General features: G+C 65.1%; 18 protein-coding genes, 1 tRNA gene and 5 pseudogenes. 9 read left to right on the top strand and 15 right to left on the bottom strand.

From position 1 onward, the window contains the following. Positions 1-119: 119 nt before the first annotated feature. Both AC2RP6_RS00905 and ssb read right to left on the bottom strand, forming a co-directional pair. Entirely contained in the window at positions 120-311 is a 192-nt protein-coding gene (locus AC2RP6_RS00905; protein WP_486444381.1) for a hypothetical protein, read from the bottom strand. Positions 312-341: 30 nt separating this feature from the next. Beyond that, positions 342-578 (bottom strand): single-stranded DNA-binding protein, encoded by a 237-nt coding sequence (gene ssb / locus AC2RP6_RS00900; RefSeq protein WP_486444611.1) that lies wholly within the window; start codon positions 576-578, stop codon positions 342-344. A gap of 182 nt (positions 579-760) precedes the next feature. On the opposite strand from ssb, the gene AC2RP6_RS00895 reads away from it, so the two are divergent. Continuing rightward, positions 761-848: transfer RNA gene (locus AC2RP6_RS00895), tRNA-Leu, on the top strand. Positions 849-1,484: 636 nt separating this feature from the next. Here the strand turns inward: AC2RP6_RS00895 and AC2RP6_RS00890 are convergent. Then, positions 1,485-2,726: pseudogene (locus AC2RP6_RS00890) on the bottom strand (IS256 family transposase); the annotation flags it as partial. A gap of 785 nt (positions 2,727-3,511) precedes the next feature. On the opposite strand from AC2RP6_RS00890, the gene AC2RP6_RS00885 reads away from it, so the two are divergent. Next, on the top strand, positions 3,512-4,381 hold the full coding sequence (locus AC2RP6_RS00885; RefSeq protein ID WP_486444355.1) for an IS5 family transposase: 870 nt from the start codon (positions 3,512-3,514) through the stop codon (positions 4,379-4,381). Between the two features lie 71 nt (positions 4,382-4,452). Further along, positions 4,453-4,749 carry a hypothetical protein gene (locus AC2RP6_RS00880; protein ID WP_486444356.1) on the top strand — a complete coding sequence of 99 codons (297 nt, stop codon included), beginning with the start codon at positions 4,453-4,455 and terminating at the stop codon, positions 4,747-4,749. Positions 4,750-4,976: 227 nt separating this feature from the next. Here AC2RP6_RS00880 and AC2RP6_RS00875 read toward each other — a convergent pair whose 3' ends face one another. The 5 genes from AC2RP6_RS00875 to AC2RP6_RS00855 all read right to left on the bottom strand — a co-directional run bounded on the left by AC2RP6_RS00875 (position 4,977) and on the right by AC2RP6_RS00855 (position 11,396). After that, positions 4,977-6,173: a ParB/RepB/Spo0J family partition protein gene (locus AC2RP6_RS00875; RefSeq protein ID WP_486444380.1), complete on the bottom strand. Its 1,197-nt coding sequence runs from the start codon at positions 6,171-6,173 to the stop codon at positions 4,977-4,979. Next, entirely contained in the window at positions 6,173-6,922 is a 750-nt protein-coding gene (locus AC2RP6_RS00870) for a ParA family protein (RefSeq protein ID WP_486444379.1), read from the bottom strand. The genes AC2RP6_RS00875 and AC2RP6_RS00870 overlap by 1 nt, the downstream gene beginning before the upstream one ends. Before the next feature lie 1,067 nt (positions 6,923-7,989). Further along, positions 7,990-8,448 (bottom strand): hypothetical protein, encoded by a 459-nt coding sequence (locus AC2RP6_RS00865; RefSeq protein ID WP_486444378.1) that lies wholly within the window; start codon positions 8,446-8,448, stop codon positions 7,990-7,992. Positions 8,449-8,881: 433 nt separating this feature from the next. Further along, positions 8,882-10,167 (bottom strand): IS3 family transposase gene (locus AC2RP6_RS00860; protein ID WP_486444360.1). Its coding sequence is split into 2 segments (ribosomal slippage): positions 8,882-9,894 and positions 9,894-10,167, totalling 1,287 coding nucleotides; the frame shifts between segments, so codons are not numbered across the junction. Positions 10,168-10,286: 119 nt separating this feature from the next. After that, positions 10,287-11,396 carry an IS630 family transposase gene (locus AC2RP6_RS00855; RefSeq protein WP_486444377.1) on the bottom strand — a complete coding sequence of 370 codons (1,110 nt, stop codon included), beginning with the start codon at positions 11,394-11,396 and terminating at the stop codon, positions 10,287-10,289. A 71-nt stretch (positions 11,397-11,467) separates the two neighbouring features. On the opposite strand from AC2RP6_RS00855, the gene AC2RP6_RS00850 reads away from it, so the two are divergent. Both AC2RP6_RS00850 and AC2RP6_RS00845 read left to right on the top strand, forming a co-directional pair. Further along, on the top strand, positions 11,468-12,559 hold the full coding sequence (locus tag AC2RP6_RS00850; protein ID WP_486444376.1) for an IS630 family transposase: 1,092 nt from the start codon (positions 11,468-11,470) through the stop codon (positions 12,557-12,559). A gap of 93 nt (positions 12,560-12,652) precedes the next feature. After that, positions 12,653-12,883 (top strand): hypothetical protein, encoded by a 231-nt coding sequence (locus tag AC2RP6_RS00845; protein ID WP_486444375.1) that lies wholly within the window; start codon positions 12,653-12,655, stop codon positions 12,881-12,883. Here AC2RP6_RS00845 and AC2RP6_RS00840 read toward each other — a convergent pair. Then, the gene (locus tag AC2RP6_RS00840) at positions 12,838-13,239 is read right to left on the bottom strand and encodes a helix-turn-helix domain-containing protein (RefSeq protein ID WP_486444610.1); all 402 of its coding nucleotides are present in this window, start codon (positions 13,237-13,239) and stop codon (positions 12,838-12,840) included. The genes AC2RP6_RS00845 and AC2RP6_RS00840 overlap by 46 nt on opposite strands. Before the next feature lie 264 nt (positions 13,240-13,503). On the opposite strand from AC2RP6_RS00840, the gene AC2RP6_RS00835 reads away from it, so the two are divergent. Beyond that, positions 13,504-14,733 (top strand): IS701 family transposase, encoded by a 1,230-nt coding sequence (locus tag AC2RP6_RS00835; protein ID WP_486444353.1) that lies wholly within the window; start codon positions 13,504-13,506, stop codon positions 14,731-14,733. A 163-nt stretch (positions 14,734-14,896) separates the two neighbouring features. Further along, complete coding sequence (locus AC2RP6_RS00830) at positions 14,897-15,241, top strand: hypothetical protein (RefSeq protein WP_486444374.1); 345 nt, start codon at positions 14,897-14,899, stop codon at positions 15,239-15,241. Here the strand turns inward: AC2RP6_RS00830 and AC2RP6_RS00825 are convergent. Further along, positions 15,242-15,652 (bottom strand): annotated as a pseudogene (locus AC2RP6_RS00825) (transposase); the annotation flags it as partial. 559 nt (positions 15,653-16,211) lie between these two features. On the opposite strand from AC2RP6_RS00825, the gene AC2RP6_RS00820 reads away from it, so the two are divergent. Beyond that, positions 16,212-16,655 (top strand): acyl-CoA thioesterase, encoded by a 444-nt coding sequence (locus tag AC2RP6_RS00820; protein ID WP_486444373.1) that lies wholly within the window; start codon positions 16,212-16,214, stop codon positions 16,653-16,655. Between the two features lie 36 nt (positions 16,656-16,691). Here AC2RP6_RS00820 and AC2RP6_RS00815 read toward each other — a convergent pair. Then, positions 16,692-17,371: pseudogene (locus tag AC2RP6_RS00815) on the bottom strand (transposase family protein); the annotation flags it as partial. 353 nt (positions 17,372-17,724) lie between these two features. On the opposite strand from AC2RP6_RS00815, the gene AC2RP6_RS00810 reads away from it, so the two are divergent. Beyond that, complete coding sequence (locus tag AC2RP6_RS00810) at positions 17,725-18,186, top strand: hypothetical protein (RefSeq protein WP_486444372.1); 462 nt, start codon at positions 17,725-17,727, stop codon at positions 18,184-18,186. A gap of 346 nt (positions 18,187-18,532) precedes the next feature. On the opposite strand, the pseudogene AC2RP6_RS00805 reads toward AC2RP6_RS00810, so the two are convergent. From AC2RP6_RS00805 to AC2RP6_RS00790, 4 genes and pseudogenes are all read right to left on the bottom strand, one after another. After that, a pseudogene (locus AC2RP6_RS00805) lies at positions 18,533-18,717 on the bottom strand (IS110 family transposase); the annotation flags it as partial. 52 nt (positions 18,718-18,769) lie between these two features. Beyond that, positions 18,770-19,054 carry a hypothetical protein gene (locus AC2RP6_RS00800; protein WP_486444371.1) on the bottom strand — a complete coding sequence of 95 codons (285 nt, stop codon included), beginning with the start codon at positions 19,052-19,054 and terminating at the stop codon, positions 18,770-18,772. Between the two features lie 4 nt (positions 19,055-19,058). Next, positions 19,059-19,196, bottom strand: coding sequence for a hypothetical protein (locus tag AC2RP6_RS00795; RefSeq protein WP_486444370.1), 138 nt, complete (start codon positions 19,194-19,196; stop codon positions 19,059-19,061). Between the two features lie 179 nt (positions 19,197-19,375). After that, positions 19,376-19,540: pseudogene (locus AC2RP6_RS00790) on the bottom strand (recombinase family protein); the annotation flags it as partial. Positions 19,541-19,649: the final 109 nt, after the last annotated feature.

Raw genomic sequence — 19,649 nt, 5'->3', positions numbered from 1 at the left:
GGACAGGTTGAGGGGTGCTCCCCGGCTCCGGCGAGAGCACGTGGCCGCCGGTCGGTTCTACAGGTCCCGGGACGGTGTGCACCGGATCGCTGACCGCCCGGGTGGGGGATTTCGGGCGGTCAGAGCGGGGTGTCCGGAGTGTCGGGCAGGCCGTGGTCTTGGGCGGGCATGGAAGCCGGGCGGCCGGGGCGGGCTGTTGCCCAGGGGTCGTCGGGGGTGTTTTCGCGTGTGGGGGTGGGGTGTGTGGTGCGGGTGATGTTGAGGGTGGCGAACATTATGGAGGCGCCGATGTCGTCGACGTCCATCATCATCCTCGAGCGTTTCTCACCCTCCGGGCTTTCCTAGCGCTCGGTGCGCAGTCGCCCCGCGACTACCACCCGCGCCCCCATCTGCAGGGAGGTGGCGGTGTTCTCGGCGAGCTGGCGCCACGCTGTGCAGTCCAGGAATGTCGTTTCCCCGTCCCGCCACTGGTCGGTGTCCCGGTCGAATGTACGGGGAGTGGAGGCGACCGCGAACCGGGCCACCGGTATCCCACCCGGGGTGAACCGCAGCTCCGGCTCTTCCACCAGATTCCCCACTACCGTCAACGGCAGATCATTGCGCATCCCTACACCCTGGCACACCTGCTGGCCCGCTCACACAGCGAACCGCAGGTCGGCGGTACAGTGGGAGCCGCACTCCGCCAGCAGGCCAGCCGACCTCGGCGGGTCACCCGGCCCCCAATGCCCCGGGCAGCCGGAAGGGCGGGCGGATTGTTCATGGGAGTGTGGCGGAACTGGCAGACGCCCCGGATTCAAGTCCCGGTGCCCCAAAAAGGCGTGAGGGTTCGACTCCCTCCACTCCCACCAAATAGCGAACCGGCCGGCCCACCACCGCTGCGGGTGCGGCGGAAATGCCGACACCCCGGGCCGGAATTGCAGGAACCCGTTCATGGGACGCGCCAGGGGCCCGACCGGCTAACCCTGGCGCTCACCCCTGATCCTCCCCCACACCCACTGCGCGCACCATCACCACGCCGGAACCCCGCAAGCGCCACGGAACAGGCAGCCGTCCGGCAAACATCCACCCCGACGCAAAGAGCTGCAGCGCGCCCCGTGCCCAGCCGGACAGCGCGGAGTTCCAGGGTGCGCCACAGCAACACGGTGCTGCGGGACCGGACCGGACGAGCACAGGCCTCACAACACCACACCTTTACAGTCCCCCGAAACCACCGGCGTCCACACCACACCAAACACTGGGAAGAGCCCGAACATGGACTCCGTCTCCTCAGAGCACAGCCATGCATCCGGCCGGCACACTGGCCGCTGCGCAACCCGCTGGCAGGAACACTCGTTGAACAGCACGCGTCTCAGCTCCCGAGATGCACCCAGGGGGCTCTCGCTGACTTCAACACCGAGAGCCCCCACCCGCCAGGTTCTGTAGAGTTTTTGGTGTAATTGGGTTGGCTGGTCGGGCCAGATTCGGTTGTTGGTGAGGGGGCCGTCGAAGGCGATGTCGAAGGCTTGGAGGGCCCGCTTCCAGCGGGTGGTCCAGCGTTTGCGGCCGGTGCCCGTCGGGGTGAGGGACATCGCCGCGAGGTAGACGCACTTCAGGGCGGCGTTCTCGGAGGGGAAGTGGCCGCGGGTCCTCACGGCCCGGCGGATGCGGGCGTTGACGGAATCGATGGCGTTGGTGGTGCAGTGGATCCGGCGGATCTCGGCGTCGAACTGCAGGAAGGGGACGAACTCGGCCCAGGCGTTCTCCCAGAGCCGGACGATCGCTGGATACTTGGTGGCCCATTCCTCGCAGAACTCCAGGAACCGGCTGGTCGCGGCATCTTCGGTCGGAGCGGTGTAGACGGGCTTGAGTGGTTTGGCGATCTTGTCCCAGTCCTGGCGGGCGGCGTAGCGGAACGAAGCCCGCAGCGGGTGAACGACACATGTCTGCACGACGGTCTTGGGCCAGACCTCCCCAGACCGTGTCGGGCAGGCCCTTCAAGCCGTCGCAAACCAGCATCAGGATGTCCTCGGGGCCGCGGTTCTTCAGCTCGGTCAGGACACGGAGCCTGTGCTTGGCGCCTTCGCCTCCTTCGCTGCCGGCCCAGAGCCCGAGGATGTCGCGGTTGCCCTCGGCCGTGACCGCGAGGGCCATGTAGATCGGGCGGCTGGTCGACCTGGCCCTCGCGGATCTTCACGTTGATGCAGTCGATGAAGACGGCCGGGTAGACGCGGTCGAGCGGGCGGGCCTGCCATTCGGCCATGCCCTCCATCACCGAATCGGTGATCGTGGAGACGGTCTGCTTCGACACGTCGGCGCCGTAGACCTCGGCCAGGTGCGAGGAGATCTCACCGCGGGCCAGGCCCCTTCGCCGACAACGAGAGGACCATTTCGTCGACGCCGGTCAGCCGGCGCTGGTACTTCTTCACGATCTGCGGCTCGAAGGCGCCGTCACGGTCCCGGGGAACCTGGACGGTCACCAGGCCGGCATCGGTGATGACGGTCTTGACCCGCTTGCCGGTACGGGAGTTCTGGCCGTTCTTCCCCGCCGGATCCTGCCGGTCATACCCGAGGTTACCGGTCATCTCACCCTCGAGAGCGGACTCCAGCAGCCGCTTCGTCAGCTGCCGGAGCAGCCCGCCCTCACCCGTCAACTGCAAGCCCTCCGTCTGGGCCCGGACCACAAGTTCCTCGATGAAGCGGTCATCCGCAGCCGTAGGCCCAGACCCCGTCTCAGACGCCTTGACTATGTTCTCACTGGTCACAAACGCCACTCATCCATGATCGGAGTTACACCGAATTCCTTACAATCCCCCGACAGGGTGGTCTTCAGGCCGTTCACGTGACCGCTGAGGCCCTTGCCGTTCTCGGGTCGCAGGGCGTCGGCCGGCACCCTGCCGCCTCGTCGGAGTGCCTCGCGGTTGATGTCTTGCGCTCGCGGGGGGAGTTCGGCGTAGTAGTCGCGAACTCGGGCAGGTGTTCAGACAATGTCGGTGACGAGGACAGCCTCGTGTTTGGCGAGGACGGCGACGATGTCCTTCAGAGCTTCGGGGGTCGGATCTCACGGTAATGGGCACAGCTGCCAACTTCGAGAAGGGCGACGGCTACTACGCCGCCCGCCCCTCGGCACTGAGCGCCGTTGTGATCTGCATCGCCAGGAGCACCGGCTCTCCGAGGGTTCCCTGCGCGGGAAAGATCTGCGTTGAAACCGTGGGTGAGGATGGCAGGGGCCGCCGCGCACGCTGGTTGGATTCCCAGCAGTTGCACGACTCCCCTGCAACCGCCATGGGCAAGCCCGCACGACGGGGTGCATCCGTCTCCAGCCTGGCCAGCAGGTCCCTGCCCCACGCTCGGAAGTCAGCGGAACGGCTCAGGACCGTGTGCTTGTCGCTCGATAGACCGGCAACCTGGGAGCACACCAACTCCGCAAGCGAGTGGGCGCTGCGCGCAGGGCAGCTGTTCGAGGCTCTGACGCTTCTAGGCCGTGTTTTAGGTCGGGGTTCCGGTTCACGCCTCATGCCGTGATGATCACCGTGTGGGGCGTGGGGATCTTTCTGATGAGCAGTGGTCTGTGCTGGAGTCGTTGCTGCCTGCGGCTGGTGTGAGCCGCAGGTCGCCTTCCCGGCGGCGGTTGGTGGACGGTGTGCGGTGGCGGGTGCGGACCGGTGTCCCGTGGCGTGACCTGCCGTGTGAGTACGGGCCCTGGCAGACCGTTTACGGGCTGTTCCGCAGGTGGCAGCGCCAGGGTGTGTGGGGGCGGCTGCTGACGTTGTTGCAGGCGAGGGCGGATGCGGCTGGGCTGATCGCTTGGGAGGTCAACGTCGACTCCACCATTTGCCGGGCCCACCAGCATGCGGCTGGTGCCCGCCGTAACGGCGCTGGGCAGAAGGAGCCGCCCGGCGGAGTCGGCAATCAGCCGGACGATCACGGGCTGGGCAGGTCCCGGGGCGGGTTCACCACGAAGATCCATCTGGCGTGCGAGCAGGGCCAGAAGCCGCTGTCGCTGCTGGTCACGGCTGGCCAGCGGGGCGACAGCCCGCAGTTCGAGCCGGTCCTCGAAGCCATCCGCGTGCCCAAGCCCGGCGGTGGGCGCCCCCGGCGCAAACCCTTGCGGGTGCGGGGAGACAAGGCGTATTCCTCGCGCGCCAACCGTGCCTACCTGCGCAGACGCGGGATCCGGTGCACGATCCCGGAGCCGGCCGACCAGGTCCGAAATCGCAAGCGCCGCGGCCGTGATGGTGGCCGCCCGCCGGCCTTCGACCGGCAGGACTACAAAGCGCGTCACGCGGTGGAGTGCGGGATCAGCCGCCTCAAGCAGCACCGGGCTGTCGCGACCAGATACGACAAGCTCGCTGTGCGTTTCGAGGCTGCCGTTCACATCGCGGCGATCAGCCAGTGGCTGTGAACCACCGGCCGGCCGCCGGGCCGTGCCATCCTGACCACCGGGAACGAGTAGCACACGCAAGGGGAGGGCCCGTGGCCGCCGACTACTACTGCGCCGACAGCGAGAACGGCGACCACATCGACGACCCGTCCGAGGACGCACTGTTCATGCTCATCGGCGATCTGAACGGCACGGACAACACCTTCGTCGTGATCCAGCCCGACGAGGACGACCCGGTTTGGTTCGCTTCCGTCTCCGTGCTGGACGAGGGCGGCTACGAGATCGTCCGCCGCGACACGAGCACCCGCGAGCACGACGTCACCGTTGAGACCGGCAGCGACCGGATCGCGGGCGACCTCACCAAGTGGCTGGCCGCCCGCGCTTCCTAAAACACGGCCTAGCCGCACGTCTTGAACCGTATGCGGCAGCCCCGGTAGCCGCCGCTTTGTGCGTCCGCGCAGCCGCGGAGGCGGTCCTGGAGCTCACGGCACCGTCTGAACTCTGACTACGGACGAACCTAAGCGTACGGAAAACGGTGGAGGCCCTTGCGTGGCAAGGGCCTCCGTGCGCCCATGGCGCGGGGCTCGAGGCGGGCTGTGCTCCGCCTACGAGGATGCTACTTGAGGAGGCCGGTTGCGACCTGCTGCAGGATGACGGCCAGCGAGCTTCGGTCGTCGACGGAGAGCGCGCCCCTCATGTCCTTGATGACTGCGTCAACCCCACTGCTGACGTGGAAGTAGCGCAGAATGAAGTTACTGCGCTCCGAGGGGGACAGGTTGGTGATGGCGGCTTCCATCAACGCGGCTCCGCTTTGCCACAGACTGGCTGGCAGCTCCGGGGTGCTCTCGGTTTCCAGCGGAGCGGGCCGCGGGTCCGGGAACCGGTTCTGCTGCGGGGGTTCCTCCGAGGCTGCGGAATTGGCTTCCGCTCCTGCCGAGTGGGCCGGGGTAGTTTGCGTTGTTATAGGGCGTGGTGTCGGGGCTGCCTCGACTGAGGCGGTTTCACGGTCGTAAAACTCAGGCTTCATGTCAGCTCCAGCCGGCTCTCCGACAGGCATCGGCTTCGGAATGGCGACGACCGGCTTCTCAGCTTTCTTGGCTGCCGAGCGTTCCGCAGACGCTGTGGCCCGACGCTGTTGCTCGTCTCTCCACCAGCCCAGCTGTGTGGGACCGTCCCAGCTTTTGTCCCGTGCCAGCTTGCCCAGTGCGCGGGCAGCATCGAGGGGCATCGTCTTCTTCCGCACCAGATCCTGGGCTTCGGGTGCCAGGTGCGTGAGGAGAATGCGCTGGGTGACCCAGCCGTCGACTCGCTCGAAGTGCTGGGCCACGGCCCGGTTGGAGCCGAACTCGGCGACGAGAGACTGGACGGCGTAAGCCTCTTCTATGGGGTTGAAGTTCTGCCGGTCGACGTTCTCGGATACCACGGCTTCCATGAACGTCTTGCGGTCTTTGGCCAGGCCGTCGTCCACGACACAGTTCAGAGTGGCGCTGCCGGCGGCCGCAGAGGCACGGTAACGCCGTTCGCCAGTGACGAGGACGTAGTCGACGTCACCGATCTTCTCTGCGTGGTCGCCCCACAGCTTCAGGTAGGCGCTGCGGCTGACCGCGGGGCATGCCTGGATCTGGCGGCGCATCAGGCTCTTGCCGAGATCGATCAGCTCTGCCTCGGTGCCGAAGTCGATGCGCGGATTGACCAGGCTGGGGGAGAGCCGTCGGAGGGGTACACGAAGGAGACGGCCATCGGCTCGGGTGTCGACGACTGGGCTTGCATCCTCATCGCCGAAGAAATCGTCGAACTGGTCGTGCTTGGCCATCAGCGTCCTCCCGCGTATTTCTGGCGTCGGAGCTGGTGTTCCAGAGCGAGGGAGACGAAGTCCTGCTTGGCCTTGGTTGCGATGTGGTTGGACTCGTACGAGGTGCAGAATCGCCCATTGGTGATACCGCGCGTGTGGGGCTTGTAATGCCGGACCGTGGCATTGAACAGGTCCCAGCCCCTGCGCTGCGCGAGGCTGATGGTGCGGTCACGGTCCGCTGTGCCGTCCCGGGGGTCCCAGTTGTTGACGACGACCCCGTAGGGGATCTGGCGGGGGACGAGGACGCGCTCCACCGTGACCCTGGTCGGGGTGAAGGCCGAACCCTCGGCTTCGAGGGGGACGATGACGTCGTCAGCGACATCGAGGACCGCGCGGAGCGAGTCCCCGGTGGTGCCGTCGCCGAGGGGATCGATGGACTCGTCCTCATCGTCCTCGGCCTTCAGAGGCATGAACCCTGGAGTGTCGACGATGATGATGTCGGCCTTGGCGCTACGCAGTCGGCGCAGCTTGTCGAGGCTCTGGCTGGCGTCGACCACGCGGAAGGGGACAGGCCTGCCGGCCTTCCTGACCTTCTCCGCATGCTCGATGCTGGTGCCCTGGGGGTCTATTGAGACGACCGCCACAGAGGGCCCGCCTGGTGTGTCGGCATCACAGCCGAGGATGTCTGCGTAGACCGCGGCGAGGTTGACCGACAAGAGGGACTTGCCGACTCCGCCCTTACGGTTCAGGAGCACGGTGATGTAGGGCATTTACTGCTCTCCGACTACTTCCCGAGAAGACCCGGTACTTCGGATGGACGGGAAGCATCCTCTCAGATGATCTGAGAGATCTGGTGGGGGCATGCGGATCTCTGCGGTTTTACGGTCGTAAAACTCAGGCCCGGACCCTGCGGGCTGGAGCCGAGTGCCACCTCTCAACGAACCTGGATGATCTCCGCGAGCCTGCGCGCAGCTGTCGATCGACCCACCCGGCGGTCCGAAACACCTCACCAGGCACCCAGTCCGGTCCCCGCAGCCGGTGGACTACAGCGACCTCGAAGAGAGGGTCGAGTACCTCGCCCTCGTACCCCACGACGAGACAGGCTTCAGCTACTGAACAGGGGAGAAGCTCCGCGAGTCTGGCCAGGACCCTCGCCTCCGAAGGCAGACCCACAGGGTCGACACCGAGCGCCCGATCTGTGCGGTCGCGTCGCCGATCAAGGTCGGGCACATTCTCCCGGCAGTCATCGGCCAACCCCTGTAGCTCACCAGCCGTCTGTCCGGGAGCATCAAGCCACCACGGTGCCATCAGACATAGCCGAACCAACTCTGGCAGGCCAACAGCGACACGCCCGGCCTCAACATCGAGGCTCACGTACACCACGGGACGTTCCTCACCGCCCTCGCTACGAAGCAGAACTGCTCCAGCCGGGCCCCTGAGGCAAGCCGAACCCCGTCCTCCAACCGGTAATCAGCCGGAGACGTCGCGTCGAGGTCCGCGACCCCGGCGAAGAAGTCGACGACCTCCTCGTCGCTGCCCAGGAGAGGCAGCAACGTATCAGGCCGAGCGGGCACGCCGGATGACGCGTTCGATCAATGCACCGGGCAACCGTATCCGGGGCGTCCGACAGCAGGCCACGCCCGTTCCCTGAAGCCTGAGCCTGTCCGCAGCTCCGGGGGCCAAGCACCGTACCTTCAGCACGAAGAGTTTTACGGCCGTAAAACTCGCCGCTGACCGAGTCTGCGCGCAGCTGACGCCTGCGCCGCCGACGAGGGACGGCCAGGCGAGTTTGACGGCCGTAAAACCGGTGGGCACGCGGTGATGCGGCCTCGGCGTCCTAGAGCTGCTGTTCGACGGCGCGACGCAAGGTGGGCAGCAGCGGCAGCTGGGCCCGGGTTCGCTGGTCCGTCCGGGACTTGACCCTGGCCTTGGCCTTCTTCGTCGCGAACTCGTTCGCCTTGCTCGGACACGGCGCCACCCAGGGTGCCCACCGTGCCGGATGGTCGGCGGCCCAGCGGGCGATGTCCGGGTAGAACGCCGTGAGGAACACCAACTCGCTGCGGTTCACCCGCGGCCGCACCGGATGGCCCTGGGCATCACGGATGAAGGCCAGCCGTTCCTTCCACGCCTGCGCGACCTCGGGGGCCAGCCGCAGCGAGTCGATGCCGGGGTGGTGGATTTCCAGGTCGCGCCAGAACAACCGGCACAGTTTGCGGGCGATCCGCAGCGAGACGTGGTCGAGCTCGGGAGCCCGTTCGATGAAGTACTCGACAAGAGATCCCGGACGGCCCGGCACTCGATGCCGTACGCGTCAACGATCTGCTCGACGCTGCGGCGGCCCTCGATGCGGAGCGCCCGAAGCCGCAGCGGTGCGCTGGGCGGGAGCACGCCGGTCTCCTTGAGTAGCGTGTAGAACAACTGCCGGCCCGCGCTTCCCCGGGAGTGGTGTTCCTCCAGCGCGGTGGTCAGCTCGATGCAGTCGCCGACGGTCATGTCGCTGACCAGGCCGCCCTTGCGGATCACGATCCAGGTGAGCTTGTTTCAGAGCGTCGGACCTCGCTGTCGGGGTCGCGTGCTGGGCCATTTGTTCGAGCCGTTGGAAGGCAGCTGGGTCGCTGGCGGTCCGGGACTCGGTGAGCATCACCGTCACGCGCTGCCGCAGCAACCACGGATAACTGGGGCGGATTGAACCGTTCCGACTTTCCTGCCGGTGTTTTGCTGGCCAGTGATCAGTCGGCCACAGCTTGGGTGTCAGCGTAGTGGGCTGCCTCGAACTCGGTGGGGCTGATCATGCCCAGACTTGAGTGCAGGCGCCGGTTGTTGTACCACTCCACCCAGCAGGCGGTGGCGTACTCGACCTCAGCGATCGTCTTCCAGGGACCGTCGTGGAAGACGCTGGTGCGGATGCACTCGGACTTGTAGAGACCGTTGATGGTCTCCATCAGGGCGTTGTCGTAGGCGTCACCGACGCTCCCGACCGAGGGACGGATGCCCTCGAGCCGGAGATGTTCGGTGAAGCGCACACTCGTATATTGCGACCCGGCGTCCGAGTGGCATATGAGCTGGTCCCGCCCGACCGGGGTTCCTTCCTGGCCGCGGCGCCACAGGGCCATCCGCAGGGGCACATCGACCAGCTCCACATCCCGCTTCACCGACGCGTGCCAGCCCACGATCTTCTGGGAGAAGCAGTCCACGATGAACGCCACGTAGGTGAACGACTGGTACGTGCGGACATACGTGAAGTCGGTGATCCACTTCTCATCGGGAGCCGGAGCGGTGAAGTCCCTGTTCAGCAGGTCCGCCGCCCGGCTGTCGGCCGGGTTGGGGACGGTCGTTCTGGGTCTTTTCCCCCGCACGACGCCGGCCAGGCCGAGTGAGCGCATGGCCCGGTCCACAGCCCCGAACCCGGCCTCGGGAAAACGGGTGCGGCGGATGAGAGCCAGCATCTTGCGCCGGCCATAGAGACCTTCGGGAGCCAGCACACGCTTCCCAGCGGCGTTGGTGGTGAAGGCCAGCTGGCGGATGGTGTCCTCGACCAGCGCGTCACTGATGGTCCGGGCCGCGTGCCCGTTCGCCGGCCCTGCTGGGGCGCACCAGGCTCGCAAGGTTCGTGCCGCGATCTTCAGTCCCGCGGTGTTCAGGGCGATGAGGATCGACTCGACGGCGTGACCGACCGCCTTCATCTGGTCGACGAAGGCCACGATCAGCGGTTTCGGGGGTCGAGTTCCCCCGCGAAGAAAATCGTCGCCGATTTCAGCACCTCGTTGACCTCACGCAGCCGCTTGTTCTCCGCCCGCAGCCTCCGCAATTCCTCACGTTCGTCACTGGTCACACCTGCGGCGACACCGGTGTCGATCTCGTGCTGGGCCACCCAGCGCCGTACGGACTCCCGGGAGACGCCGAGCGATTCGGCGACCTGGACATGGACAGCACGCTCGGTGGAGTACTCCGAGCGGTGCTGCGTCACCAGACGCACAGCCTGGCTCCGAAGCGCGGGGTCAATCTTCTTGGGCACGTGTCCCATCCTCTCTGATGGCTCACAACGGAGCGGCAGAGAAGTCAGAACGGTTCACCCCGCCCCACGACCAACACAATGGTCCACGCGAGGCGATCGCATGATCCGCCGGTCATACCCTAGTGTCCTGAGTCGGTAATTCGTCGACAGTACGAAGCGAGCGATTCGAGGATTTGGTCGGCCGTCTTCGTCCAGACGAACGGTTTGGGGTCCTCGTTCCACGAGTCGATCCAGGTGCGGATGTCCTTCTCCAGCGCCTGGACCGACTTGTGGACGCCTCGCCGTATCCGCTTGTTCGTCAGCTCCGCGAACCACCTCTCGACCAGGTTCAGCCAGGACGAGCTGGTGGGCGTGAAGTGCATGTGGAACCGGGGATGGGCCAGCAGCCACTTCTTGACCGCTGCGGTCTTGTGGGTCGCGTAGTTGTCACAGATCAAGTGGACCTGGAGCCCTGCAGGGATCTCCCTGTCGAGTTTGCCCAGGAACTTCTTGAACTCCTCGGCCCGGTGGCGGCGGTGGAGCGATCCGATCACCTTGCCGCTCGCGGCGTCGAAGGCCGCGAACAAGGTGGTGGTGCCGGCGCGGACATAGTCGTGCGAAGCGCGCTCCGGCACCCCGGGCATCATCGGCAGCACCGGCTGCGACCGGTCCAGGGCCTGGATCTGCGACTTCTCATCCACACACAGGACCAGTGCCCGCTCCGGCGGATCGAGATACAGCCCCACCACGTCATGGACCTTGTCGACGAAGAACGGATCGGTGGAAAGCTTGAACGTCTCCGAGCGGTGCGGCTGCAGCCCGAACGCCCGCCACACCCGCGAAACAGTCGACTGCGACAGGCCCGTCTTCTTCGCCATCGACCGGGTCGACCAGTGCGTGGCGTTCTCCGGCTTCGACTCCAGCGTCCGAGCGATCAGATCCGCGACCTGCTCGTCCAGCACCGTGCGAGGACGGCCAGGACGAGGCTCGTCCGACAGCCCGTCGAGACGCTCCGCAAGGAATCGTCGCCGCCACTTCGACACCGTGTCGCGGGACACCCCGACCCGCTCCACAACTGCACGCGTCGACACCGGGAAGCCGTCCTCCCCGACGTCGTCGCAGGCCAGGATCACGCGCGCCCGCATCGCCATGTCCTGCGCAGACTTACGCCGCCGAACCCAGCCCTCCAACACCGACCGCTCGGCATTAGTCAGATTCAACGGCGCAAGCTTCGGCCCCGGACGCGTCATGACACAACACTATGGGAATTTCAGACTCATGACACTAGTGACCTGAGTCGGAGATTCGTCGTTGGTTGGGCGTGAGTCGTCCTGGACCCAAGGTCGCGCCGTTGTCTGTGACCGATGTCCAGCGGGCAGTGCTCGAGGGGTGGGTGCGTCGCCGTTCAACAGCCCAGGTGTTGGCGTTACGGTCCCGGATCGTGCTCGAGTCTGCCGGGGGACATTCGATTGCGGAGGTGTCGCGCCGTCTTGGGATCGCTCCCGAGACGGTCCGCACCTGGCGGCGCCGGTTCCTCGACAGAGGCGTGGAAGGCCTGCATGACCAGCCGCGACCCGGCGTCCCTCGGAAGATCACCGACGCGGACATCGAGCGTGTGATCGTCAAAACTCTCGAAGAGACACCAAAGAACGCCACACACTGGTCGACCAGGTCGATGGCCGCGGCGACAGGGATGTCGCAGTCGGCGATTTCGAGGATCTGGCGGGCCTTCGCCCTGGCCCCCCACCGGTCCCAGACCTGCAAGCTGTCCACGGATCCGCTGTTCATCGACAAGGTCCGCGATGTCGTCGGCCTCTATCTCGACCCGCCGGAGAAGGCCTTGGTCCTCTGCGTGGACGAGAAGTCGCAGATCCAGGCCCCCGACCGGTCCCAGCCGGTCCTGCCGATGATGCCCGGCGTTCCCGAACGCCGCAGTCACGACTACATCCGAGCCGGCACCACCACCCTCTTCGCGGCCCTCGAAGTCGCGACCGGCAAGGTCATCGAATCCCTCCACCGCCGCCACCGGGCAGCGGAGTTCAAGAAGTTCCTGGCCAAGGTCGACAAGGAGATGCCCGCCGACCTGCAGGTCCACCTGATCCTCGACAACTACGCCACACACAAGACACCGGAGATCAAGAGGTGGCTGCTGGCGCATCCGCGGTTCCACCTGCACTTCACACCCACCAGTTCGCCGTGGCTGAACCTGGTCGAACGGTGGTTCGCCGAGCTCACGCAGAAGAAACTCAAGCACGGCGCCCACCGCTCGGTCCAGGCCCTCGAACGGGACATCCGGGCCTGGCTCACCGACTGGAACGACCACCCACGACCCTTCGTCTGGACGAAGACCGCCGACGAGATCCTCGACAAGGTCGCCGCCTACTACAACCGAATCTCCGACTCAGGTCACTAGTCGGCGTGAAGTGCAGGTGGAAACGGGGGTGGGTCAGCAGTCACTTCTTGGATGTCGGGCGTCTTGTAGGTCGCGTAGTTGTCCAGGATCCAGATGAACCTGCAGATCAGCTGGGACTTCCTTGTCCAGCTTGGTGAGGAACTCCTTGAACTCTGCTGCCCGGTGGCGGTGGTGGAGGGAGCCGATCACTTTGCCGGTGGCGACCTCGAGCGAGGCGAAGAGGGTGGTGGTGCCGGCTCGGATGTAGTCGTGGCTGCGGCGTTCGGGGGCGCCGGGCATCATCGGCAGGACCGGCTGGGACCTGTCCAGGGCCTGGATCTGTGACTCCTCGTCCGCACAGAGGACGAGTGCCTTCTCTGGCGGGTCGAGGTAGAGGCCGACGACGTCACGGACCTTGTCGATGAACAGAGGGTCCGTAGACAGGTTGAACGTCTGCGACCGGTGCGGCGCCAGGGCCAGATCCGCGAGACCGTCGACTGCGACATGCCCGCGGCCGCCGCCATCGACCTGGTCGACCAGTGGGTCGCGTTCCTCGGTGTCTCCTCGAACGTCTTGACGATGACCCGCTCGACGTCGGCATCGGTGATCTTCCGAGGGACACCAGGCCGCGGGTCGTCGCACAAGCCGTCCAGGCCCCGCTCGATGAAACGGCGCCGCCAGGCGCGGACCGTGTCCGGCACGATCCGCACCGGCGTGACACCTCCATGATCGAGTGGCCCTCAGCGCACTCCAGCACGATCCGCGACCGCTGGACCAAGCCTGGGCCGTCGTGCGGCGACGTAACCAGCCTTCCAGCACCGCCCGCTGGACATCAGTGACCGACAACGGCGGAATCTTCGGACCCGGACGACCCATGCCAGACCAACAATGAATCTCTGACTCAGGTCTCTAGTAGTGCTTCGTTACGTCGGGTGATCTTGCCTGCTCGTGGGTAGTTTGTGCGCATGAGGTTGGGGGAGGTGGAACGACTCCGGAGTGAGTTGGCGGAGTTCGTTGCCGATGTCTTTGGGTCCTTGCCGCGGCGGGATCAACGCCGGTGGGGCGAGTGTTATCTGCGGGGACTGATGCTCGACGGCCGGCGCAAGTCGATCCAGCCGATGGCCGATCGCCTGCCGGACGGCAACATGCAGGCTCTGCAGCAGTTTGTGAACCAGTCGCCGTGGGATCCGCTGCCGGTGCGGCAGCGGATCGCCGAGCGTCTGTGCGAGGTGATCCAGCCCGAGGTGTGGGTCGTCGACGACGTGTCGTTCCCCAAGTGCGGCACCGAGTCGGCGGGGGTGGCCCGACAGTACTGCGGAGCACTGGGCAAGCGGGCGAACTGCCAGGTCGCGGTCAGCGTGCACGCTGCCACCGACACCGCTTCATGCCCTTTGGAGTGGGAGTTGTTCCTGCCCGAGGAGTGGGCGCGCGATGACCGGCGGCGCCGGCGGGCCGGGGTCCCTGACGACGTCGGGCACGCCTCCAAGACCCGTCTGGCTTTGGGGTTGCTGGAGCGGCTGGCCGAGCAGGGGCTGGAAGTGCCGATGATCGTGGCGGATGCCGGCTACGGCCGCAGCGTCTCCTTCCGGCTCGCTCTGGAGGAGCGCGGCTGGTCCTATGTCGTGGCCGTTGACCCCAAGGAGGTCGCCCGGCCCGCGGCGGCTGAGCCTCATCAGCCCGTCTATGGCGGGCTGGGGCCGCCCACGCTGCCCCGCTACCGCGAGGCGGCCCGGCCCCTGCCCTGCCTTGTCGAGACCGGCACCCGGTTCGAGGAGGTCACCTGGCGGCAGGGCAGCAAAGGCGCGATGACCTCGTACTTCGCCGTGATCGAAGTACGGCCCTCGGGGAAGGAAGCCACCCGCACGGCTCAGGAGCAGGCCGGCGGACGCAGTCGTTGGGACGGGCTGCTGCCCTTGCGGACCATGCTCGTCGAGCAGCCCGCAGAAGCAGCCGAACCGACCGGCTACTGGATGACGAACCTGCCCCCGACTACTCCGGTCGCTGATCTGGTGCGGTGGGCGAAGACGCGCTGGAGGATCGAGCACGACTACCGCGAGCTCAAGCACGGCCTGGGCCTGGACCACTTCGAAGGCCGCACCTGGCGCGGCTGGCATCACCACGTCACCCTCGTCACCGCCGCCCAGGCCTTCCTCACCCTGCGACGGCTCGACCCAAAAGTCCGGATGCCAGCCTGAGCCTCTACCAGGTCCTCGATGCCCTTCAGGACCTGCTTCGGTGCTGGGCCGGCACCTGCACCACCTGCGGCCGAACCCTGCCGACCAGCAAAACCAGAACCAGAACCTAACGAAGCACTACTAGGTTCCGTCCGGCGGAGCATGACGGCACAGGCTCCAGGCCATGCATAGCACCCTGACGGAGCACGCCAGATGTCTCTACGGCAACGAGTACCGATCCACGCCGGAGTGCGGGCTCGAAAACGGGGAGCGCTACTTCGTCGAGGAGCTGACATTCGCTGACGCGGATTCGATCCTTGCCATACTTTGTGAACTCTGTCCGCACCTGGTGGACGGCCACCTGCCGGTCTGGATCCGGAATCTTGCCTATCGGCTGGTGCTCTTGCAGCGGCCGGACGAACCGGCACTGCTTCGGGAGGCTGCTGAGAATCTGTGGATGCATGGCCCGGACTGGGACCACGTTGCAGAGGATCTCAAGGAGCGGCCCGACGCTCTGGAAGCCGACTGATCATGGCCTGAGCCAAAGGCGGATCGACGCAACCGTGACGGTGCCATGGAAGACGTAGGCGCGCTTTCATACCGCGTTGCCACAGCCCGGGAGTGCTTGAGTCGGTTGATCGTGCGCTCGACCTCGTTCCTGCGCTTGTACATCTCTTTGTCGAAGCCAGCTGGCCGGCCTCCCGGCTGCCGCGGCCCCGACGGTTGGCCCGCTGGTCCTTCGGTTCCGGGATGGTGTGTTTGATCTGCCGTCTGTGCAGGTATCGGCGGTTGCGGTGAGAGCTGTACGCCTTATCGCTGCCCAGATGGTCGGGGCGGGTGCGCGGATGGCCACCGCCGGGCGCTTGACCCGGATCCGTTCGAGGACGGGTACCAGCTGCGGGCTGTCGCCCCACTGACCCGGCGTGATCAGGAAGGCCAGTCGAGTCACTCGATCAGCGTGCCGTCCAGGAGCAGATGGTTCATGCCTTGCTCCCGGCACACGGCGAGGACTCGGCGCAGGTCGGCGGCCTGTCAGGCCAGGACGTCGATGCCTTCGTGCAGGTAGCGGTAGCCTGTGCTCTGTGAGATGTCGGCATCCCGGGCCAGGCAGTGCACAACACGAGCGATCGCGGAACCAGCACCAGCACCCCCTGACGGAACGGGCCCAGTGCCCGCGACCTTTTCGGGTACCGATCCGGCGGCGGCCGGCCAGCAGCCGGGCGAGGAACTCCACGACAGGGCGCGAGACGTCGAGCATGGCAGCATAAGTGACTAACGTGAAGCCCCCGTTAACAGGAATCTTGTGAGAAAGACCTATCATCCAGGGGCTGCACGCCTGCCTGCGGTCGCCCCAATACCTCAGCGCCGACGGGATCATTTCGTTGAGAAAACAATGGATACCGATACCCTGACAACGCCTTGAAGGAGCCCTGTCGGGCAATTCATCCCGTCGCGTATCACCTATATTAAGCGCACCTAGAACAGAATTGAGTAAGGCTATGAGTCAAGGTAAGACGTATTCCATCCTCGTGCCAGTTCGTTGGGGGGACATTGATGGCAATGGCCATCTAGCGAATAGTAAGTACCTTGAGTACGCGACGCAAGCACGCTTCCAGTTCTTATCGGATCGCGGTGTTGAACTGGCCGGAGGGAAATCTTATCCATATGGCCCGATCGTTTTTACCGACTTTATCGAGTATCGCAAAGAGATCCGCTTCGGCAGCGTTGCCACAGTCACGCTGGCACTGATTGCTGCTCGAAGCGATGGATCGCGGTGGCATTTCTCACAGGACATCCTGAATGGAGACGAGGTTGCTGCGACGATTGTCGCAAAAGGTGGCTGGCTTTCACTCGCTGAACGCCGCCTGATCGCTCCACCCAAAGAAACAGCAGATGCGATCCTGCAGATGCCCCGACATGCAGATTTCCAATGGCTCGACTGATCTCATGAGTGCGAACTTCTCACTGAGCCTCTTTCGTCCTGAATATTTGCAGGTCAGCAGGGTGTGGACGGTTTGGACGATGGTGCCGATGCGTCGGGTGGGGGATCTGGCTCGTCGGAGGGTTCGCCAGGACTTCAGCTGTGTGAAGGCGCGTTCTCCGGGCGCTCTCAGGCGGGCGTGGTCGCGGTTGAACTGCTCGTAGTGGGCGGGCTGTTCGCGATGGTTCTTGTACGGGGTGCGGAAGGTGGCGTCGGCGCCCTGGTAGGGGCGGTCGGGGAGGGCGAGGATCTGCCAGGTGAGGCAGGTCTGGACGATGCCGTGGGATCGGGCCGCGGTCAGGTCGTGGGTCCGGCCAGTGTCGCGCGGGAGAACGATGACGTGGTCGCCTTCACCGAGCCCGGTGAGGGCTTCGTGGAGGCCGGGCGCCCAGCCGGCCAGCATGTCCAGGGTCTCGTCGACGTAGCGCCAGGCGGTGGCCTGACATATCCCGATATCGGCCCCGAGCTGCGAAAACGTCTCGTTCTTCCGCAGGTGCACCAGGTGAGCAACGCCTGCTTGAAACAGCCGCACTTGCGCCAGCGGGTATTGCGGGCCTGGCGGTGCTCGTGCAGCAGCCAGGCGACATGCTCGACGAGCTCATGAGGGACCTCGAGCGTGGCAGGATACGGAACCAACAGGGCCCCTTCGGTCGCCGGTGTGATGAGTGGAATCACCACGCCAACGACCAGGGGCCCTGCCTCGTCACCACCCCCGCTGACCAGCCCATTTCACCCTCTAGCACAAGATGAAAGAGGCTCACTCATCCGTCAACACCAACTCGGCCCTCGACCGCTCCATCGCCACACCCAAAACGTAAAACTCTACAGAATCCCCGACTCACACCACCATGCACCAGGCCTTTCCGGTCCGAAAAGAAACTATGACTTATCTGACCGTGAAAGATGAGCGTTTTTCCATGACATTTCGCCTATAATGCGGTACCGTCATGAATGGCCAAAAATCGTTGTAACTTCGAGAGGAGTGGAAGCAGGGGCTGTTATTATCTTCTTTGTGATGCCATCATGCGGTCATGCAACTGTTGAGAACTCTGCAGCAGATCCGCGAAGGGCGTGTGGGTGAGGCGCGAGAAAAGGCACCTAAATTCCATCTCGTATCGTATGTCTTATGGGGTTTAGTGGCACTGGATGCGACTCTTGCCACTGCCGGTATTGCATATCCAGAATTGTGGTTCAGTGTGACGCATAGTGCGCCATATGTCGATCCTCAGGCCCTCCTCCCTAGAACGGGAGCATCGTGGGCGATGTTTGCTGTTCTTCAGGCTTGCGCAGCTGTAAACTGGAAGCGTTGCCCCGTGTGGCTTATTGCGATCGCTTCAATCAGAATCAGCGATTGTGCCACTGACTGGACGTACCTTATCATGAGTGAGGATATTTCCACACTGGGGGCGATGATGCTGGCGATCGCGTCACCGGGGAATTTGCTTTTAGCGTTTTTTCTATGGCGCCAATGGAAGATCTTTCGATGCCCTTGACATTTTCACACTTAGCCACCATCATGTCCTGGTATTTGGCACGTAAGGAATTAAATCGATTTCGAGCGCTCGCGTGTGCACTCCGCTACACCCGTTGTCCTGCCGATCGTCCAGTGGCCCGAGGCCGAGGCGGAGCCGGTGACGTACTGATCTCGAACCTGCCCGCCGAAATCCCGACCGAATAGATCCGATAGTCCGGTGTTCGTGACGCGTGCGCAACTAACGGGGATGGCGGGTGGGATTCGGGGAGCCGTACCTGCCGATCGGTGAGTACGGCCCTGTTTCCTAGCCGCTGCAGCCGCGAGGTTCCAAAGGCGTGATCCGGAAGTTTTGCTCGGGTCGGAGTGTTAATCTGGGCTTTCAAAACCCGGCATATTCCTCGTGGGTGGCGGCGAGCGAGCGGGGTAGCGAGGGGATGATCGTGTCGAGGGTGCCGATCCTCGGGGCCATGAAGTTTGCCATGCGTGGGGTCTTGGGCAGGATCACCTCGACGAGTCTGCGTCGGCCCGCCTTGCGTAGTGCGGCCGGGGACGGCCTCGGGGAACATCGGTACAGCTGTTGGCGCTGAAAACGATCATGGTTTCTAGCTGTGGACCTCTGCGTTCGGGTGGGGCTGGGCCTGGAGGCGTTCGCGGAGGTCGATCTCCTCGGGGGTGAGCGGGTCCTCGGGCCGGCGGATACGGACGGGCTTGGGCCGCATCGGCAGGCCGTCGTCCGCTGCGGTGGCCTCGGCTTCGGCGAGTGCCCGGTAGAGCGAGGCGACCGAGGGTGACTTGCCCGTGTTCTTCCCGGTCTTGATGACTAGCTTCTTAGCAATCCCCGGAACGGGGACGCTCTTGTTTTTGAGCGCGATGGCGAAGGTGAGCATGTCGTCATTCGATAACCTTCGGGCGTCCGCCGTGGTTGCCCTTGGCCGCTGCGGCGACCTGGCCTTCGAGGGTCTTCTCGCGGATGTAGTTGCGTTCGATCTGTCCGGCGACGGCGAGGACGGCGAAGAACATGGCGCCCATGCCGTTGGGGTCGTAGATCTCGGTGTGGGCCGGTGAGGAGTTCGAGCTGGATGCCGTCGGCCTGGAGCTCGGCGGACAGCGTCATCAGCTCGGCCGCGTTCCTGGCCAGGCGCTTGAGCTCGTGGACGGTGAAGATGACCGGTGTTTCCGGGGGCGGCCTCCTTGAACTTCCGGGCCAGCGCGAGCGCTGCCTCAAGCTCGGGCCGCACCTTCGCACGGGTGCTGATCTGCTCCTTGAAGACCTTGTGGCACTCCGCCCGGTGAAGGGCTTCGAGCTGGCTCGCCAGCTCCTGCCGGGCGGTCGACGTGCGGGCGTACCCGGGGTCCGAGTGGGAACGGACCAGGAAACTGGTGTTGCTGTCAGAAGTTTTGGCGGGTGGTCATTCGGGCCGTCGGGTTGTGCAGGTGAGTGATGATCCGACGATCGGTTTCCTGAAGGCGCGGACGTGGCGC

Source organism: Streptomyces sp. WAC03905 (genome assembly GCF_057371075.1).
Note: the sequence above shows the minus strand (reverse complement) of the source record. Positions and strands in the feature narration are given on the sequence as shown.

Coding starts and splice junctions, on each gene's coding strand:
- AC2RP6_RS00905 (WP_486444381.1), bottom strand. CDS start 311: ATGATGATGGACGTCGACGACATCGGCGCCTCCATAATGTTCGCCACC.
- AC2RP6_RS00875 (WP_486444380.1), bottom strand. CDS start 6,173: ATGGCCAAGCACGACCAGTTCGACGATTTCTTCGGCGATGAGGATGCA.
- AC2RP6_RS00870 (WP_486444379.1), bottom strand. CDS start 6,922: ATGCCCTACATCACCGTGCTCCTGAACCGTAAGGGCGGAGTCGGCAAG.
- AC2RP6_RS00855 (WP_486444377.1), bottom strand. CDS start 11,396: ATGACGCGTCCGGGGCCGAAGCTTGCGCCGTTGAATCTGACTAATGCC.
- AC2RP6_RS00845 (WP_486444375.1), top strand. CDS start 12,653: ATGAACCTGCAGATCAGCTGGGACTTCCTTGTCCAGCTTGGTGAGGAA.
- AC2RP6_RS00835 (WP_486444353.1), top strand. CDS start 13,504: ATGAGGTTGGGGGAGGTGGAACGACTCCGGAGTGAGTTGGCGGAGTTC.
- AC2RP6_RS00830 (WP_486444374.1), top strand. CDS start 14,897: ATGCATAGCACCCTGACGGAGCACGCCAGATGTCTCTACGGCAACGAG.
- AC2RP6_RS00820 (WP_486444373.1), top strand. CDS start 16,212: ATGAGTCAAGGTAAGACGTATTCCATCCTCGTGCCAGTTCGTTGGGGG.
- AC2RP6_RS00810 (WP_486444372.1), top strand. CDS start 17,725: ATGCAACTGTTGAGAACTCTGCAGCAGATCCGCGAAGGGCGTGTGGGT.
- AC2RP6_RS00800 (WP_486444371.1), bottom strand. CDS start 19,054: ATGCTCACCTTCGCCATCGCGCTCAAAAACAAGAGCGTCCCCGTTCCG.
- AC2RP6_RS00795 (WP_486444370.1), bottom strand. CDS start 19,196: ATGGGCGCCATGTTCTTCGCCGTCCTCGCCGTCGCCGGACAGATCGAA.